General features: G+C 64.1%; 15 protein-coding genes. 10 read left to right on the top strand and 5 right to left on the bottom strand.

The window, feature by feature from the left end; genetic code table 11:
- Window positions 1–224: 224 nt before the first annotated feature.
- From OKW26_RS14760 to glnA, 3 genes are all read left to right on the top strand, one after another.
- Complete coding sequence (locus tag OKW26_RS14760) at window positions 225–812, top strand: hypothetical protein (protein WP_429354075.1); 588 nt, start codon at window positions 225–227, stop codon at window positions 810–812.
- A 312-nt stretch (window positions 813–1,124) separates the two neighbouring features.
- A complete protein-coding gene (locus OKW26_RS14755) occupies window positions 1,125–1,328 on the top strand; it encodes a hypothetical protein (protein WP_018424860.1) in 204 nt (67 codons plus the stop codon).
- 93 nt (window positions 1,329–1,421) lie between these two features.
- Window positions 1,422–2,927, top strand: a complete 1,506-nt coding sequence (glnA, locus tag OKW26_RS14750) for a type I glutamate--ammonia ligase (RefSeq protein WP_184071561.1) — start codon at window positions 1,422–1,424, stop codon at window positions 2,925–2,927.
- Window positions 2,928–3,000: 73 nt separating this feature from the next.
- Here the strand turns inward: glnA and OKW26_RS14745 are convergent, their stop codons facing one another.
- The 3 genes from OKW26_RS14745 to OKW26_RS14735 form a co-directional block, all read right to left on the bottom strand.
- The gene (locus OKW26_RS14745; RefSeq protein ID WP_429354074.1) at window positions 3,001–3,351 is read right to left on the bottom strand and encodes a hypothetical protein; all 351 of its coding nucleotides are present in this window, start codon (window positions 3,349–3,351) and stop codon (window positions 3,001–3,003) included.
- Between the two features lie 99 nt (window positions 3,352–3,450).
- Window positions 3,451–4,089, bottom strand: coding sequence for a LysE family translocator (locus OKW26_RS14740; RefSeq protein ID WP_429354073.1), 639 nt, complete (start codon window positions 4,087–4,089; stop codon window positions 3,451–3,453).
- Window positions 4,090–4,274: 185 nt separating this feature from the next.
- Window positions 4,275–5,150: a LysR family transcriptional regulator gene (locus tag OKW26_RS14735; protein WP_187613976.1), complete on the bottom strand. Its 876-nt coding sequence runs from the start codon at window positions 5,148–5,150 to the stop codon at window positions 4,275–4,277.
- Between the two features lie 151 nt (window positions 5,151–5,301).
- Between OKW26_RS14735 and OKW26_RS14730 the strand changes: the two genes are divergently transcribed.
- The 6 genes from OKW26_RS14730 (at window position 5,302) to OKW26_RS14705 (ending at window position 14,509) form a co-directional block, all read left to right on the top strand.
- Window positions 5,302–5,736, top strand: a complete 435-nt coding sequence (locus OKW26_RS14730; RefSeq protein WP_008918388.1) for a VOC family protein — start codon at window positions 5,302–5,304, stop codon at window positions 5,734–5,736.
- Between the two features lie 409 nt (window positions 5,737–6,145).
- Window positions 6,146–9,412, top strand: a complete 3,267-nt coding sequence (locus tag OKW26_RS14725) for an efflux RND transporter permease subunit (protein ID WP_429354072.1) — start codon at window positions 6,146–6,148, stop codon at window positions 9,410–9,412.
- Window positions 9,413–9,435: 23 nt separating this feature from the next.
- Window positions 9,436–10,662, top strand: a complete 1,227-nt coding sequence (locus OKW26_RS14720; RefSeq protein WP_429354071.1) for an efflux RND transporter periplasmic adaptor subunit — start codon at window positions 9,436–9,438, stop codon at window positions 10,660–10,662.
- Window positions 10,662–12,248, top strand: a complete 1,587-nt coding sequence (locus OKW26_RS14715) for an efflux transporter outer membrane subunit (RefSeq protein WP_429354070.1) — start codon at window positions 10,662–10,664, stop codon at window positions 12,246–12,248. Before OKW26_RS14720 ends, OKW26_RS14715 begins: the two co-directional genes overlap by 1 nt.
- Before the next feature lie 105 nt (window positions 12,249–12,353).
- Entirely contained in the window at window positions 12,354–13,040 is a 687-nt protein-coding gene (locus tag OKW26_RS14710; protein WP_018424874.1) for a heavy metal response regulator transcription factor, read from the top strand.
- The gene (locus tag OKW26_RS14705) at window positions 13,037–14,509 is read left to right on the top strand and encodes a heavy metal sensor histidine kinase (RefSeq protein ID WP_184065306.1); all 1,473 of its coding nucleotides are present in this window, start codon (window positions 13,037–13,039) and stop codon (window positions 14,507–14,509) included. The genes OKW26_RS14710 and OKW26_RS14705 overlap by 4 nt, the downstream gene beginning before the upstream one ends.
- On the opposite strand, the gene dinB is transcribed toward OKW26_RS14705, so the two are convergent.
- Complete coding sequence (gene dinB / locus OKW26_RS14700; protein ID WP_184065303.1) at window positions 14,476–15,642, bottom strand: DNA polymerase IV; 1,167 nt, start codon at window positions 15,640–15,642, stop codon at window positions 14,476–14,478. The genes OKW26_RS14705 and dinB overlap by 34 nt on opposite strands.
- Window positions 15,643–15,921: 279 nt before the next feature.
- Here dinB and OKW26_RS14695 point away from each other — a divergent pair, with 279 nt between their 5' ends.
- Window positions 15,922–17,502 (top strand): EAL domain-containing protein, encoded by a 1,581-nt coding sequence (locus tag OKW26_RS14695; protein WP_429354069.1) that lies wholly within the window; start codon window positions 15,922–15,924, stop codon window positions 17,500–17,502.
- A 32-nt stretch (window positions 17,503–17,534) separates the two neighbouring features.
- Here OKW26_RS14695 and OKW26_RS14690 read toward each other — a convergent pair whose 3' ends face one another.
- Window positions 17,535–18,116, bottom strand: a complete 582-nt coding sequence (locus OKW26_RS14690; RefSeq protein ID WP_184065285.1) for a YceI family protein — start codon at window positions 18,114–18,116, stop codon at window positions 17,535–17,537.
- Window positions 18,117–18,163 lie beyond the last annotated feature (47 nt).

Here is an 18,163-nt window from a genome sequence, read left to right as displayed (position 1 = left end):
GGGCAGCAAGACGAAGGAGATTGGGTATCTCGATGGGAGCGTGCAAATCTGGAAATAGACAGTGCCTGCTGCCAGATTGACAGCGCGGTACGCATGATAGGCAACGTCATTTGCGCGTGGTTGCCGTTATGCGGTTGTTTAACTTCAACGGTGCGTAGTTTCCATCCGCTGACCGTCACGGGTCGGGGCGTAGGCTGGCGTAAGAATGGATCACGCGCAGCGCGTTGAGCGTATTCTATGAAGCTTCTTGCCGAATTCGTCGGCAGGCCGTGAGGGTCCCGCTTGTTTACGACGAAGAATCGAAACTCGTCGACCTGAACACCGACGAACTACTCGAAGCGTTGAGCGCAATCGCGCGCCTCAAGAAGCATTTCCGTGTCATGGACCCGAGCGCTGCACTGGCCGAGGTCGCGCGTTTCGTGCGCGGCGAACAGCAACTGGTTCCATGCATCGGTGGCAGCAAGTACTTTTATATCGACTGGAACCTCGATGTTTGGCGTTGCGAGGCGTGGCCTGAGCCGATGGGATCCGTCTTCGACCTCGACCGCCTGCCCGATCAACGGCAACCCTGCAATGACTGCATGATGGGATGCTACCGGCATGCCAGCATTCTGATGCACGGTGCCGTCGCCGTGACCGACTCGGTGTACGCGCTGGGCAAGGGACAGCTTCGGGCTGCTGCCGGCTTGTTGTTCCAGCGCAGCGTTGCGTATTCGCTGTGGGCGCTTTCAGTCGAAGAATTACCTCGGGCGGCGCTCATCTCGTTCGCAAGACGGACTGGCCAACGCCGTTCCACGCCGCAAGCTGAATGAGCTCGATTTCCGCGACTGAGGTCCCCGGGGGAGACGGCTGCTCCCCATTCGAACGCCCGTCCGCGTTACTCGACCGGCGCAACCGCGCCTCCCGACAAGGTCTCGATGAGGGCTTTAGATGATTGCGGGCAAGCCGTTTTCACCGCCGAACCCATCGGCTGTGCTCGGCATCGGAAGCGAGAAAACTGTCATTGGATCGATTCCATTGCCTAAGATCAAGCTACGCGCTCCGTGAGGAAAGCACCGCGGCTCGCGAACGGCTTTATTGTCGCGCCCCCTTTTTCCGCGCGACTTTTCCACAAGGAGGTCACGATGAAATCAGAGGACAAGGGCGACGTGCGCGCTTTCGTGCAAACGGCCGAGCAGGGTGGCGAGCATGTCTGGGTCATCACGCTGGTCGACTTCGCGGCCCGTGAGGTCAAACGCTCGCTCGTTTCGGACGAGACGTATGCGACCTCCGCCGCTGCCAGAGATGCCGGCGAGGCTCATTTGAAGGCACTGGAGCAAGACCGCTAGGCCCACGCACTGCCGCCTTGCTTTCGCGCGTGGACGTACTAACGTTGGACTATAAGTACACGGGTGGTAATGGGGCGGAAGAGGGCAAAGTTCATGGCCAGTACGCAAGGAACCACCGGATCGCCGTTTGCGGCGTCCGTCGAAGCGGGCAGCTATCGCGTCACGCGACCGCAAAGCGCAAGCGATGTGATCGGCCTGCTGCAAGCGCGCGATATTCAGATCGTCGATCTGAAATTCACCGACTTGCCCGGACTCTGGCAGCATTTTTCGATCACGCTTCCCGAGGTTCACGACGACCTGTTCAGCGCCGGCATCGGTTTCGATGGTTCATCGATCCGCGGCTTTCAGGAGATCCACGAGTCCGACATGCTGCTGCGGCCTGACCCGGCAACGGCCTTCGTCGACCCGGCTTGCGGCACGCCGACGCTGTCGATCATTTGCGACGTCGTCGATCCCGTGCTGCGGCAGCCGTATTCGCGCGATCCGCGCTACGTGGCGAAAAAGGCGGAGAACTATCTGCGCCAGACGGGCATCGCGACGACCTGTTATTTCGGGCCGGAGCTCGAATTCTTCATCTTCGACTCCATCCGCTTCGGCCAGGATCAGCACTGCGGCTACTACTACGTCGAGTCGGGCGAGGGCGACTGGACCACCGGTCGCGACGAAGGCGCATACGGCGGTGGCAACCTCGGCTACAAGCAGCGCTACAAGGAGGGCTATTTCCCGGTGCCGCCTCATGACACGCTGCAGGAGATCCGCTCGGAAATCGCGCTGACGCTCCAGCAGGCGGGCGTACAGATCGAAGTGCATCACCACGAAGTTGCGACCGCGGGACAGAACGAGATCGACATGCGCTTTGCGACGCTGACCCGGATGGCCGACAACGTGATGATCTACAAGTACGTCTGCAAGAACGTCGCGCGTCGGCACGGCAAGGTCGCAACCTTCATGCCGAAGCCGCTGTTCGCCGACAATGCGAGCGGCATGCATTGTCATCAGAGCCTGTGGAAAGACGAACAGAACCTCTTTTACGACGCGGGCGGCTGGGCGCTGACTTCGGACCTGTGCCGCTGGTACATCGGCGGATTGCTCCAGCACGCGCCCGCGCTGATGGCCTTCTGCGCGCCGACGACGAATTCATACAAACGCCTGGTACCCGGATATGAGGCGCCCGTCAATCTGGCGATGTCGCAGCGCAACCGGTCGGCCGCGGCGCGCATTCCGATGTATTCGGATTCGGCGAACGCGCGGCGCGTCGAATTTCGCTGTCCGGACCCGTCGGCCAACGCATATCTTGCTTTCGCCGCGATGCTGATGGCCGGCCTCGACGGCATTGAAAACAAGACCGATCCCGGCGAGCCGCTCGACCGCAACATCTACGATCTGCCGCCCGAAGAAGCGCGCAATATACGGCAGGTGCCGGGATCTCTCGACGCGGCGCTGGCGGCGCTCGAAACCGATAACACGTTCCTGCGCAAAGGCGATGTCTTTACCGACGACGTGATCCAGACCTGGATCGACTACAAGCGCAGCCGCGAGATCGACACCATCAAATTGCGTCCGCATCCATGGGAGTTTTATCTGTACTTCGATATCTAGAAGAACAACGCAGGCGGTGACTCGGTGTCGGTACTAGAGCGACTAGAGCGCCTCGATGCGAGCGCCTCGCGACTCAATCGTCCGCGAAAAAATGGCCGATGAAAATGCAGCCAGCCGCGAGCGCGGCGCCCAGCGCCGCGACCGTATAAGCGAGCCTGGCACCGTGCCACAAGCTATCGAACCATTGATGCAACTGCGCCATCAGTACCGCCGCGTTGCCGCCGATCTGCTGTAGCTCGATCTGATAGCGCGGATCGACGATACCGTACATGGCGACCGCGCTATCGGGCGGCGGGACGCTGACGTCAATGAGCACCGCAGCGATCAGGCTAACCATGAGGATCGCCGCGCCGGCGAAATAGAGCCGTCTTTGCAGCGGCGAGCGTTGGTTGGAAGAAGGTGCGTCGTGGTCGTTGCCGTTCATCGTTGCGTGGGTGGGTGCGCTAGCAGCCGTCGTTGGTGGAGCCGAACCGCCAGTATCGCAGAGCGCGGCCTCGGGCGACCCAGACGCGCCCGACCCACCTCAACTCTTCGACGTCAACAATTTGACCCCCGCAATGCCGAACATCACCGCGAGCGAGCCATCGAGCCAGCGCCGGATCGCCGTATAGACGCGGCGTGCGGACGCCGTCGAAAACAGCACCGCGTAGCTGCCGAATACCGTCGCGCCGATCACCATGCAGCCCAGCACGACCGGCGTCACGTGCGCGGCGCCGTGTACCGGCGACATCGCGAGCGACACGATCGACAGCCACACCAGCACCGCTTTCGGATTCGTGAGATGCAGCAAAAGGCCACGCAGATAGAGTCGCCCGAGCGGTTCGTCGACGCGCGCCGCGCTCGCGGCCGGCTTGCCGGCGCTCCACGCCGAGCGTGCGGACTTGAAGCCGAGCCACAGCAGATACAAGCCGCCCGCGATCCGGATCGCGACGAGGCATTCCGAGTAGGCGGCGAGCGCCGCCGACAAGCCGAGCGACGCGAGCAGCGCCCATGAGAACGAGCCCGACACCACGCCGAGCGCGAACACCAGTGCCGCGCGTCGGCCCGCGCTCATCGCGAGCGACATGATCGCGAGATTGCTCGGCCCAGGGCTCGCGGTGCCGACGAAATAGGCGCTGTAGGCGATCAGGACATCGGCGGTGAGCAGAGGGCTGGCGATCATGGCGGGCAAATGCAAGGGCGGAGCGTGTTCGACAATGCAATGCAACGCGCCACACAGCCGGTTGAATGAAGCAACGATTCTGCGCGCCGTCGCGCGCGACTCACAGATACAGTTGCGCGTACGTATGGCAGCACACTCGATGCGAACCCGAAGCGAACTCGTATCGAATGCGGCGTGCAAAGCGCTCAACCGTGCGCCGCGCTCGCAATACACTCCGCCAACGCATCGGCGACCACCGGCCGGCTATGCCGCGGCCGCAGCACGAGCCCGATCTCGCGCTCGAAGCTCGCATCGCCGAGTTCGAGTGCGACGACGCTCGCGGGCCATTTGCCGAGCCCGGCCGTATTCGGAATCAGCGCGACACCCATGCCGCGCGCGACCAGTTGCACGATCGCCTGCAATTCGTCGAGCTCGACCGCATCGCGCACGCCAAGGCGCGCGCGCCGCAGAAAACGGTCGACGAGCCGTCCGCCGAACGACGCGCGGTCGTAGCGGATGAACGGCTCGCTGCGCAGCAGTTCGCGCCACGAGCGGCCGCCGCGCGCAAGCTGTTTCGGCGCGAGCAGCACGAACGGTTCGGCGACGAGCGTGCGCCATTCGAGTTCCGACGGCAGCGCGAACGGCGGTTTGATGATGACGGCCAGATCGAGCTCGCCCGAGTCGACCTGGCCGAGCAGCCCCAGCGACACGCCCGGCACCACGCGAATCCGCCAGCCGGGACGGTCGTCGCGAAAGCGCGCGAGCGCGTCGGCGAGCAGCGACACCTGCGCGGACGCGATCGCGCCGACCCGCAGCATGCCGCTCTCGGCGGCGCCGCCGCTGCGCTCGGAGAGCCGCGCATAGAGCGTCATCATTTCCTCTGCGAGCGCGAGCGTTTCGCGGCCCGCCTCGTTGAGCGTCGCAGAGCGGCCGGTGCGGTCGAACAGCTGAAAGCCGAGTTCCTGTTCGAGCCGCTGCATCTGCGCGCTGACGGCCGATTGCGTGAGCCCGATGCGCGCGCCCGCGCCGGAGAACGTGCCGTACTGGCTGACGGCGATGAAGGTTTTCAACTCGCTGAGCATGATCGATCAATCGATTTTGGTGATGGTCAGGTCAAATATATATCGTTTCTCAACATTTTTATTCATGATTAAACTTTGCTTCAACTGAACCGGTTGCCAGTCGTGCCAGTCGCAATTCATCCTCACACCCACCCCAGCGAGTCTTCCTATCATGAGCGTTGCCGAAACCGCTTTGCCGCCGTTCCACCTGGCGTTTCCTGTTCATAGCCTCGCCGCCGCGCGCGAGTTCTACGGCGAATTGCTCGGCTGCCCGGAAGGGCGCAGTTCGGACGCATGGGTCGATTTCAATTTCTACGGTCATCAGATCGTCGCGCATCTGGCACCGGACGAAGTCGGTCACCGTCATACCAGCGCAGTGGATGGCGACGCGGTGCCGGTGCGCCACTTCGGCGCGGTGCTGTCGATGGAGCAATGGCAGGCCGCCGCGGACAAACTGCAGAAGGCCGGCATCGAATTCATCATCGAGCCGCATGTGCGCTTCAAGGGCGAGGTCGGCGAGCAGGCGACGATGTTCTTCCTCGATCCGTCGGGTAATGCGCTCGAGTTCAAGGCGTTCGCCGATATGTCGTCGCTGTTCGCCAAATAAGCGTCGCGGGCGTTGACGCCAGGATACGAATGACTGCAAGTGAGGGCCGGTCGACCATTCAGGTTGACCGGCCTATTTTCATTGAAGGGGATGGCCACTCGGAGCAAACTCGCCCCGTCTTGCGAATCAATCTGAAAGCATGTTTCATATCATTTCGGCCAAAAAACGTGCCGCGTATCAGCAAACGTTTCATTAACTGCGCGTAAATTTATTCAACAAACGTTTGCTTTGCGGCTAATTCGCAGCTAATTCGGCGAGAGCCCTTCGTCTTCAAAAATGGCGCATTTGCTTTCAACAAGCTTCCTGACGATTTCGCCATTTTCATGCCATGCAGGCGTTGGTACCATCGATCTAGCATAGGCGCAGATTCAATCCCTCCCTCCACCCGCATTTTCTCTGGCCCGTTTCAATGTGGATCGTCAACGTAGCGCTTAAGCGGCCATACACGTTCATCGTGATGGCAATTCTGATCGTGCTGGCGACGCCCTTCGTGCTGTTCACCATGCCCGTCGACGTGCTGCCGGATATCAACATTCCGGTCGTCAGCATCATCTGGACGTATACGGGGCTGTCGGCCGAAGACATGGCCACCCGTATCACGTCGGTCAACGAGCGCAGTCTGACCACGACGGTCAACGACATCGAACATATCGAATCGCAATCGCTCCCCGGCATCGCGATCCTGAAGGTGTTTCTGCAGCCGAACGCGAACATCCAGACGGCGATCGCGCAGACGGTCGCCATCGAGCAGGCGCAATTGAAGCAGATGCCGCCGGGCGCCACCGCGCCGCTGGTCATCAGCTACTCGGCTTCCAGCATTCCAGTCATCCAGCTCGGCCTGTCGAGTCCGAAACTCTCGGAGCAGGATCTCAACGACACCGCGCTGAACTTCCTGCGACCGCAACTGGTGACGATTCCGGGCGCGGCCGTACCGTATCCGTATGGCGGCAAATCGCGGCTGATCTCGGTCGACCTCGACACGCGCGCGCTGCTGGCCAAGGGCCTGACACCTGCCGACGTGGTCAACGCGTTCAACGCGCAAAACCTGATTCTTCCCACGGGCACGGCCAAGATCGGGCCGAAGGAATACACGATCGACATGAACGGGTCGCCGCCGACGTTGGAAGGTCTCAACGACATTCCGGTGCGCACCGTCAACGGCGCGACGACCTACCTGCGTGAAGTCGCGCATGTGCGCGACGGCTTCTCGCCGCAGACCAACATCGTGCGGCAGAACGGTCATCGCGGCGTGCTGATGTCGGTGCTGAAGAACGGCAACGCGTCGACGCTGTCGATCGTCGATACGTTGAAAGCCATTTTGCCGGCAGCGCGCGCCGCGCTGCCGCCGGATCTGCAGATCACCGCGCTGTTCGACCAGTCGGTATTCGTGAAGGCGGCGGTGCAGGGTGTGGTGCGCGAAGCGCTGGCCGCCGCGGCGCTGACCGCCGCGATGATCCTGCTGTTTCTTGGCAACTGGCGCAGCACCTGCATCATCGCGATCTCGATTCCGCTGTCCATTCTGTCGTCGCTGATCGTGCTGCACGCGCTCGGGCAGACCATCAACATCATGACGTTGGGCGGCCTCGCGCTCGCGGTCGGCATATTGGTGGACGACGCGACCGTGACGATCGAGAACATCGAGCGGCACCTGCACTTGGGCACGAATCTGCACGATGCGATTCTCGACGGCGCCGGCGAAATCGCAGTGCCGGCGCTCGTCTCGACACTGTGTATCTGTATCGTGTTCGTGCCGATGTTCTTCCTGACCGGCGTCGCGCGCTATCTATTCGTGCCGCTCGCGGAAGCGGTGGTGTTCGCGATGCTCGCTTCGTACATCCTGTCGCGTACGCTCGTGCCGACGCTCGCGATGCTGCTGATGGGCCACGCGCACAAGCCGAAGGCGGGCACGAAGCCGAATCTGTTCATGCGTCTGTATCACCGCTTCGACGCCGGCTTCGAGCGCATGCGCGCGACTTACATCATGATCCTGAGCAGCCTGCTCGTGCGTCGCAAGATGTTCGGCGCGCTGTTCCTCGGTTTCTGCGTGCTGTCGATGGGCCTGTTCTTCACGCTCGGCGAAGACTTTTTCCCGAGCGTCGACGCGGGCGATATCCGCTTGCACATGCGCGCGCCGACCGGCACGCGTATCGAGGAGACCGCGCGGCTTGCCGACGAGGTCGAAAAGGTGATCCGCGAAGTCGTGCCGCCCAGGGAGTTGGGCACGATTCTCGACAACCTCGGCGTACCGTATAGCGGCATCAACCTGTCGTATAGCAATGCGGGCACGATGGGCACGCTCGACGGCGAGATCCAGATTGCGTTGAACGAAGGCCACAAGCCGTCGCAGATCTACATGGACAAGCTGCGCGCGATCCTGCCGCAGCGTTTCCCGGGCGTCGAGTTCTTCTTTCAGCCGGCCGATATCGTCACGCAGATCCTGAACTTCGGCCTGCCTGCCGCGGTGGACGTGGAGATTTCGGGCGCGAATCAGCAGGGCAACCTCGACGTCGCGCGCAAGCTGCTAAAGCAGGTGCGACTGATTCCCGGCACCGTCGACACGCATATCCAGCAGAAGCTCGACGAACCGGTGATCGATCTGCACATGGACCGCACCCGCCTGCAACAACTGAACCTGACCGCGAACGACGTCGCGCAGAACGTGCTCGTTTCGCTGTCGGGCAGCTCGCAGACGTCGCCGGGCTTCTGGGTCAACAACAGGAACGGCGTGGAATACAAGGTGGCGGTGCAGACGCCGCAGTACCAGGTGTCTTCGATCGACGAACTGTTGCGCACCCCGGTCTCGGCCACGATGAACGGGCCGACGCAACTGCTCGGCAACCTCGTGCAGATCTCGCCGAAGAGCCAGTTCGCGGAAGTCACGCATTACAACATCCGTCCGGTGATCGATCTGTATGTGAGTGTTGAAAAGCGCGATCTCGGCAGCGTGGCGAATCAGGTCGACAAGATCGTCGACGAGGTGCGCGGTTCGCTGCCACGCGGCAGTACGATCACCGTGCGCGGCCAGGTACAGACGATGCGCAGTTCGTTCTTTGGGCTCGGCATCGGTGTCGCGATGGCGATCGTGCTCGTGTATCTGCTGATCGTCGTGAACTTCCAGTCGTGGGTCGATCCGCTGATCATCGTCAGCGCGTTGCCGGCGGCGCTCGCGGGGATCATGTGGATGCTGTTCCTGACCGGCACCCATCTGAGCGTGCCGGCGCTGACCGGCGCGATCATGACGATGGGCGTCGCGACCGCGAACAGTATTCTGATGGTCGCGTTCGCGCGCCAGCGGCTGTCGGCCGGCGCGCCGCCGCTCACGGCCGCGCTCGAAGCCGGCGCGAGCCGGATTCGTCCGGTGCTGATGACCGCGTTCGCGATGATCATCGGCATGATTCCGATGGCGCTCGGTCTCGGCGAGGGCGCCGAGCAGAATGCGCCGCTTGGCCGCGCGGTGATCGGCGGGTTGCTGTTCGCGACCGTATCGACGCTGTTTTTCGTGCCGCTCGTGTTTGCGGGAATTCATTCGTGGCTCGCGCGCCGTCATAAGAACGGCGGCGACGACGACAACGGCGGTGGCGACGATGGCGACGATGGCGGTGGCAGTGGCAGTGGCAGTGGCGGCCATAGTGACACCCCCGCACCGGAACCCAGCAGTGCGGCGACGCCCGCGTAAAAGTTAAACGATGGTTGACTGAGATGACCGAAAAAACTCATGCATCGCTAGCGATCCCCGCGCGGGAAACCGAAGAAGGAGAGCACCGGCTGCCGCCGCGCCATCGCGAATGGAAGCGCGCGAAGATCGCCGTCGTGATCGTGCTCGTGCTGCTCGTGGCAGGCACACTTCGCACCGTGATCGCGAACGTGCTGCAAAACCGCGAAGTCGCGGCGATCGCGCAGCAGAATGCCACGCAGTACGTGAACGTCGTCATGCCGACCCAGACCGAGGGCGGCGGCGACACGCTGCTGCCGGGCACGCTGCGCGGCTATGTCGAGTCGCCGATCTATGCACGCGCGACCGGCTATCTGCTGCACTGGTACGCCGACATCGGCACCCACGTGAAGCAGGGGCAACTGCTCGCCGAGCTCGATACGCCGGAAATCGACCAGGAACTCGCGCAGGCTCTGGCACAGCGTCAGCAGATCAATTCGAGCCTCGCGCTCGCGAAGAGCTCGCTGGACCGTTGGCAGCAGTTGCGCCAGCGTGATGCGGTGTCGCAGCAGGAGCTCGATGAACGGCAAAGCACCTACACGCAGGATCTCGCGAATCTCGCGGCCGCCGATGCGAACGTCAAGCGTCTGCAGCAGCTCGAATCGTTCAAGCGGATCGTCGCGCCGTTTACCGGCGTGGTGACGCAGCGCAACGTCGACGTCGGCGATCTGATCGACGCGGGCAGCGGCACGAGCCGTGCGTTGTTCGCGCTTGCTCAATCGGACCCGTTGCGCGTCTATGTGCAGTTGCCGCAGGCCTACGCGCAGAACGTCGCGGTCGGGCAGAAGGTCGTGGTCACGCAGGCCGAGCTGCCGGGCCAGCAGTTCAACGGCAAGATCACGCATATATCCGGCGCGATCGACGTACCCACGCGCTCGTTGCAGATCGAAGTGACGCTGCCGAATCCCGACGACAAGCTGCGCCCCGGCGCGTACGTGCAGGTCGCGGTGCCGGCCGCCGCGCATGCGCGTCTCACGGTGCCCGGCAACGCGCTGCTGTTTCGCGCGGAGGGTCCGCGCCTCGCGGTCGTCGATGCAAAGGGCAACGTGAGCCTGCGCAAGGTCGTGATCGCGGTGGACCTCGGACAGCAGCTCGAAATCGAAAGCGGTATCTCGCCGAGCGATCGCATCATCGTCAACCCGAGCGATTCGATTGCCGATGGCGATCACGTGCAGGTGCAGCCGCTGCAGAAGAACGGCAAGGGGGCGTCGTGATGTTCGCGGCTTCACGCGAGGCGCGTACGCGTGGCACTGTCTTCACCGCGCTGAGCGCGTGCGCCGGCGCGGCGCTGCTCGCCGCGTGCACGGTCGGCCCGGACTATCAGCGGCCGCAGGCCGAGGTGCCGCCCGAATGGCACACCGATTCGTTCTGGCGCGTCGCCGCGCCGTCGCATGCGCCGATCGCGCCGGACTGGTGGACGGGCTTCGCCGACCCGACGCTCGCGACGCTCGAAACCCAGGCACTCGCGCAGAACCAGACGCTCGCCGCGGCGAGCGCGCACTACGAGCAGGCGAAGGCGACGCTCGCGAACACCAGCGCGCAGCGCGTGCCGGAAGTCGATTTCAACGCACAGGCCTCGCGCTTCCGTATTTCGCACGACCGGCCGCTGACGAACTACGCGACGCCGACCGAATCGACGGTGCAGAACAACCTCCAGCTCGGGCCGACGATCAGCTACGACACCGATCTGTTCGGCCGCATCCGTCGTCAGGTCGAGGGCGCGCAGGCGTCGGCCGAACAGTCGGCGGACGATCTCGCGAACGCGCGCCTCGTGCTGACGACCGACCTCGCCACCGACTACTTCTCGCTGCGTGAGCTCGACCGCGAGATCGACGTGCTGAACCAGTCGGTGAAGCTGCAGCAGAAAGCGCTCGACTACGTGAACACCGAGCACGATCTCGGTTCGGTATCGGGCCTCGACGTGCTGCAGCAGAAATCGCAGCTCGATTCGACGCGCGTGCAGGCGCAACTGCTGCTCAATCAGCGCGCGCAGTTCGAGCATGCGATCGCCGCGCTGGTCGGCGTGCCGGCACCGCAGTTCGCGATCGAGCCGAAAGTGCTCGACATCAAGGCGCCGACCGTACCGCTCGGCGTGCCGAGCGACGTGCTGCAAAGGCGTCCCGACGTCGCCTCGGCGGAACGTGCGATGGCGGCGGCCAACGCGCAGATCGGCGTGGCCAAGGCGGCGTTCTTCCCGAGCCTCACGCTGACGCCGGGCATCGGCTGGGAGAGCACCGAGTTCGCCAATCTGCTGAGCGCGCCGACGCTGATGTGGACGCTCGGCGCGACGGTCGGTCAAGTGATCTTCGACGGCGGCCGGCGCGCGGCCAACGTCCAGTACGCGAGCGCGGGCTACAAGGCGACCGAGGCGAATTATCGGCAGACCGTGCTGAGCGCGTTCCAGCAGGTACAGGACGGCATCACAGGACTGTCGGTGCTCGACGGCGCGGCGAAGCAGTCGCGCGAGGCGGTCGAGGACGCGCAGCGGCTGCTGTCGCTCGCGAACGATCGCTATTCGGGCGGCCTCGTCGCGTATCTGAACGTGATCGACGCGCAGGAGTCGCTGCTGACCAGCGAGCGCACGGACGTGCAGATTCACGGCCAGCAGTTGACGCTGTCGGTGGCGCTCGTGAAGGCGCTCGGCGGCGGCTGGGAGGGCGGCGCGCAAGGTGGCGCAATGGCCGGGAACGAGGCTACCCGTACGAACGCGACAGCGAACGTCGCCAGTGCTACGGCATCGCCGCAGCAAGCGCCAGCCGGCGGCGCGCAGCACAGGGAGATGCCGGCTCCTGCACACTGAATCGCCCGGCAGAGCTTCCATGCCGAGGGAGTGGGATCGGCGCGAGGCATCAGGGGCGTTTCGTATAATGGACAGTTGGCCGCCAAACGTGGCATGGGGACGCGGATGAAATTGCTGATCGTTGAAGACGAGCACAAGGTGGTGGACTACCTGCGCTCCGGTTTGACAGAGCAGGGCTGGGTCGTCGATGTCGCGCTCGACGGCGAGGAAGGCATGCATCTGGCCACCGAATTCGATTACGACGTGATCGTCCTCGACGTGATGCTGCCTAAGCGCGACGGCTTCAGCGTGCTGAAGGCGCTGCGCATGCGCAAGTCGACGCCGGTCATCATGCTGACCGCGCGCGATCACGTGAACGACCGCGTGCGCGGCCTGCGCGAAGGCGCGGACGACTACCTGACCAAACCGTTCTCGTTCCTCGAACTGGTCGAGCGTCTGCATGCGCTCGCGCGCCGCACGCGTTCGCAGGAATCCACGTTGATTTCCGTCGGCGATCTGTTCGTCGATCTGATCGGCCGCCGCGCGACGCGCGACGGCGTACGCCTCGACCTGACCGCCAAAGAGTTTCAACTGCTCAGCGTGCTCGCGCGCCGTCAGGGCGACATTCTGTCGAAGACCGCGATCACCGAACTCGTGTGGGACGTCAACTTCGACAGCCACACGAACGTCGTCGAGACCGCGATCAAGCGGCTGCGCGCGAAGCTCGACGGCCCGTTCCCGTCGAAGCTGCTGCACACGGTGCGCGGCATGGGCTACGTGCTCGAAGTGCGCGAAGAGGCCGAGACATCATGAACCGTTCGATTGCCCGCCGTCTCGCGTCGATGTTCGCGCTGGTCGCGCTGTTCGTGTTTACGCTCGTCGGCACGGGGCTCTTTCTGGTGCTGCGCACGCAGCTCGAACATCATCTGCGCGAGTCGCTCGACGATCGCACGCAGATTGCGCGCATCATCGTCTATCACGCGGTGACGCCCGAAAAATGGCGGATGTGCCGCGAAAAACTCACCGACATGACGCCGCACGACGGCAGCACCGTGTACTCGGTGACGAGCGCGGACCCGAGCTATCACTTCGGCACGCCGGTGCAGGGCACCGTCACGAAGAGCTGGCCGGGCGGCTATGCGCGCATCGCGCCGGCGGGCGGCGGCCCCGACATGCTGACCTCGACGGTGACCTTGCCCGCCAACGCCGCGCGGCCGCCGGTGCAGTTGCAGGTCGCGTCGAGCTATTCACCGAACCTGCGCACGATGCGCGTGTTCGGCTCGGCGCTCGCGGCGCTGTCCGCGCTCGGCAGCCTCGCGGTGCTGCTGCTCAGCTACTCGGTCACGCGCATCGGTCTCGCACCGCTCACGCGTCTGACGCGCGACGCATCGGCGGTCAGCCCGAACAACCGCTCGCAGCGGCTCAATACGGCGTCGCTGCCGCTCGAACTGAACGACCTCGCGAACTCGTTCAACGGCGCGCTCGAACGGCTCGACGGCGCCTACGGCCGGCTCGAATCGTTCAACGCGGACGTCGCGCATGAACTGCGCACGCCGGTCACGATCCTGATCGGCCAGACCGAGGTCGCGCTGACCCGCAACCGCTCGGTCGACGATCTGCGCCACACGCTGCAATCGAATCTCGAAGAATTCGAGCGGATGCGCACGATCATCAACGACATGCTGTTCCTCGCGCGCGCCGATCAGGGCGAACGCGCGACGGGGCTCGTCGAGGTGTCGCTCGCGGCGGAACTCGCGCATACGCTCGAGTTTCTGGAGATTCCGCTCGAAGAGGCGCACGTGCATGCGCAGTTGCACGGCGATGCGTTCGCGCGCGTGAACCGGTCGCTATTCGGCCGCGCATGCACGAACCTGCTGATGAACGCGATCCAGCATTGCGAGCCGGGCGCGTCGATCAGCGTGACGATCGCGCGCGGGAAAGGACCGATGCGCGACCAGGTGCGCGTCGCCGTGGCAAATCCTGGCGAGCCGATCGCGCCGGACGTCCTCGAACATCTGTTCGACCGTTTCTATCGCGCGGAAGTCTCGCGCACCAATAGCCGCGAAAACCACGGGCTCGGGCTCGCGATCGTGAAGGCGATCGCGGAGATGCATCGCGGCACCGTGTCCGCGCACAGCGCCAACGGCATCAACACGTTCTCGTTTTCGGTGGCGGCGTCGGCGCTGTCCACGTCAGGCGACGTGCCGGCCATGCGTGCGAACGCGACCGGCGTCGCCGGCGACAGCGCCTATTCGTCGCTCGCGAAAGGCAAGTCGGCCTGAACCGGCAGGCGCGGCTTCAGCGCCTGTTCGCTGGCCGACGTCAGCGTGCTGATGCGCACGCCCAATAGCCGCAGCTTGCGGTTCAACTCCACGCGTCGCAAACATTCGGTCGCCGCGCGGCGGATTTCGGTCGCGTCGGCGGTCGGTTCGTCGAGCGTCAGGTCGCGCGTGACGGTGTGGAAGTCGTCGTAGCGCAGCTTGATGCCGATCGTGCGGCCCACGTAGCCCTTGCGCACGAGATCGTCGGCGACACGCACGCACAGCCCCGTAAACGCGCTCGATAACGCCGGTCGATCGTGGCGCGGATGCAGATCGCGCTCGAACGTGGTCTCGCGGCTGATCGACTTCGGCTCCGATTCGACCACCAAGGGCCGCTCGTCGTGACCCTGCGCGACCTGCATCAGCCAGGCGGAATAGCTGCGCCCGAAGTTGTCCTGCAACAACCCGGCGTCGGCGGCGGCCAGATCGCCGACCGTCGCGAGGCCGAGTGTGGTCAGCTTCTGCGCGGCCTTCGGGCCGATGCCGTTGACCTTGCGTACCTGCAGCGGCCACACGCGCAGCGGTATATCGGCCGGCGTGAGGATCGTCAGGCCGTCAGGCTTGTCGAGTTCGGAGCCGATCTTCGCGAGCAGTTTGTTCGGCGCGACGCAGATCGAACACGTGAGACCGGTGGCCTGATGAACGGCGTCCTTGATGCGCCGGCCGATGTCGGCCGGTTCGCCCGCCAGGTCGGTCAGGTCGATATAGATCTCGTCGATGCCGCGATCCTCGATGCGGTCCGTGAACGTCCTGACGGCGGCCTTGAAAAGACGCGAGTAGTGGCGGTATGAATCGAAGTCGGTCGGCAGCAGGATCGCGTCGGGCGCGAGCGCGGCGGCCTTCATCATGCCCATCGCCGAAAATACGCCGAGCGCGCGCGCCTCGTAGGTCGAGGTGGTCACGACGCCGCGGCCCGCGTAATCGCGCAGCTTCGCGAAGCGCCTGCTGCCGTCTTCGAGCACCTGCGGCGCGCTGTTGCGCCCGCCGCCGATCACCACCGCGCGCCCGCGCAACTCCGGATAGCGCAGCAGTTCGACGGACGCGTAAAACGCGTCCATGTCGAGGTGCGCGATGCGGCGGGTTGGCGAATTCATGGGAGGCGAAGCGGGCGATGGCAATGAACGAAAGCGGTGACGGCGCGCGTCGCGACGCCGCCAGCCCGTCATGGTACCTTGCCGCGCTCGCCGCCGGTCAGGGCCGGCACGGCCGGCCGCACGCGTGTCGTTCGACGCGTTGTTGAAAAAGCGGGTTCAGAAACTATGCTTGACACTGAACTCCGCCGCTTGCGTACGGGGTCCATGCCGGGCCGCTGCCGCTCCCGGCGGGTTTCGCCGCGACCGCTTCACCACGGGGCTCGACAGATGATCCAGCGCATGTCGCTGATTTCGGCGTATATCGCACTCGGCTGCGCCGCAACGGTGCTGCCGGTCCTGATCAGCATCTATATCGCGAACGAAGACGTCACACGCCGCGAGCAGCGAGATTTGCGCCAATACGCGGAAAAGGCCGTGATGCGCACGGAACTCGTCACGTATCAGGGTTTTGCGGCGATCGCGGACCTGCAGGCCGAGCACGGCGCGCCGTGTTCGCCGCAATACCTGGAGCGCGCCGCCCATGTGATTTTCAACTACCGCTACGTCCGGGACGCAGGTGCGTACGGCGACGGGCGCTATCTTTGCTCGCCGCTGTTCGGCGACGTTCGGACGCAGAATGTCGAACTGCCGCCGCCGCGCTGGCGAAGCAACGACGGCTACCTGGTCTGGTTCCAGCAAAAGAATCCACTCAGCGACGTGCGCGAGGATATACAGATCGGGCGCAACGGCGAGTACGTGTCAATCGATCCGCAGTCATACGTCGATGTGATGGATCCGGCGGGGAGGCCCATCGCCACGATCAACACCGAACTGAACTCGATCGTCGCGCTGTCGACGGGCGCGGACCCCGACGAGATGCTCCATGCATGGAAGCGGGCGGGGCGCGTCGATAGCGATGAATGGAACTACGCGGTCGCACGTTCGGCGACGCGCGCGCTTGGCGTCGTCGTCAAGGGCCGGCGCACCAGCCTGCTGAGAGACTGGCCCGGCCTGCTGGCGACGTGGCTGTCGATAGGCGTCGCGATGGGCGCCGGGTTCGGCTGGTTCGCGTTCAAACGGATCTCGCGACAGGTGTCGTTCCGGGCATCGCTCGAATGGGCGATCTCGCGCAAAATCATCGACGTCGCCTATCAACCGATCGTGAGTCTCGCGACCAACGAATGCGTCGGTGTCGAAGCACTGGCCAGATGGAATCTGAACGGACGCGAGATCTCGCCGCATATTTTCATTGGGTTGGCCGAGCAGCATGACCTGATCCAGTCGTTGACCGACCTCGTGCTCGCTAAAGCGCTCCACGACCTGACAGAGCTATTGCGTTCGCGGCCGTGGTTCTACGTGTCGGTCAACGTGAGCGGCGAGGATCTGCGCACGCCGCGCTTTCTTAACCTGATCACCGCGAGGCTCGCCGGAACCGGCCTGCGTCCCGCGCAGATCAGGATCGAAGCGACCGAGCGCAGTTGCCTGAACGCCGATGCGACCCGGCAGACGATCGCGGCCTTCCGAAGCGCCGGCCACCCGGTCTATATCGACGATTTCGGCACCGGCTATTCGAGCCTCGCCTATTTGCAGACGTTCATGATCGACGCTCTGAAGATCGACAAATCGTTCGTCGACACGATCGCCCGGGATGCGGCGTCGAGCATCGTTGCGCCGCATATCATCGACATGGCGCACGAATTGGGGGTGGAAGTCGTGGCGGAGGGAATCGAGCGCGACGAGCAGGTCGAATATCTGCTGCGCCGAGGCGTTCAGTACGGACAGGGCTGGCTGTTCGCGAAGGCCATGCGCCGCGAGGAGCTGGTCGCGTGGCTGGAGGCGCGCCGCGCGTCGCACGCGCCGGCGCAGCCCGCGATCCAGTAGTTCGGCGCCCGGCCGTGCCGGGCGCGATGCGCTTACTGCTTGACGCCTTCGGCCTGGATATGCAGCGTGGTCTTCATGTTGAAGCCGTACGCCTTGCCGAAGTCGATGCCGAAATCGTCGCGATTGAACGTCGCGACCGATTCGGTGCCGCACACTTCGCGCTTCAGCATCGGATGCTGGATGCACTTGAACGATTCGATCTTCAGGTTGACCGGTTTCGTGACGCCGTGCAGCGTCAGCGTGCCGATCACTTCGACCGGCTTGTCGCCGTCGAAGCGGATCTGCGTGCCCTTGTAGGTCGCGGTCGGGAACTTCGCGGTGTCGAAGAACTTGTCGCCGACCAGTTCCTCGTTGAGCTTGTCGTTGCCGATGCCGACCGAGGTCAGGTCGATTGTCGCCTCGACCGTGCCGGTCTTCGCCGCGCGATCGAGCACGACGGTACCGCTGCTTTTCTGGAACTTGCCGCGCCAGATCGACAGGCCGCCGAAGTGGTCGGTCTCGAAGCTCGGCGACGTGTGCGTCGGATCGAGCAGGTAGGTTTCGGCGGCGGCCATCGCGTTGAACGAGCATGCAGCGGCGAGCGCGCCGGCGGCGAGCAGGAAGGATTGCTTCAAGTTGGACTCCAGAGGTCGAAGGGTAAGGCGGTGCTGCGGCGTGGTGG

Origin of the sequence: Paraburkholderia sp. 32 (genome assembly GCF_050435345.1) — a bacterium.
GTDB classification, from domain to species: Bacteria; Pseudomonadota; Gammaproteobacteria; order Burkholderiales; family Burkholderiaceae; genus Paraburkholderia; species Paraburkholderia tuberum.
Note: the sequence above shows the minus strand (reverse complement) of the source record. Positions and strands in the feature narration are given on the sequence as shown.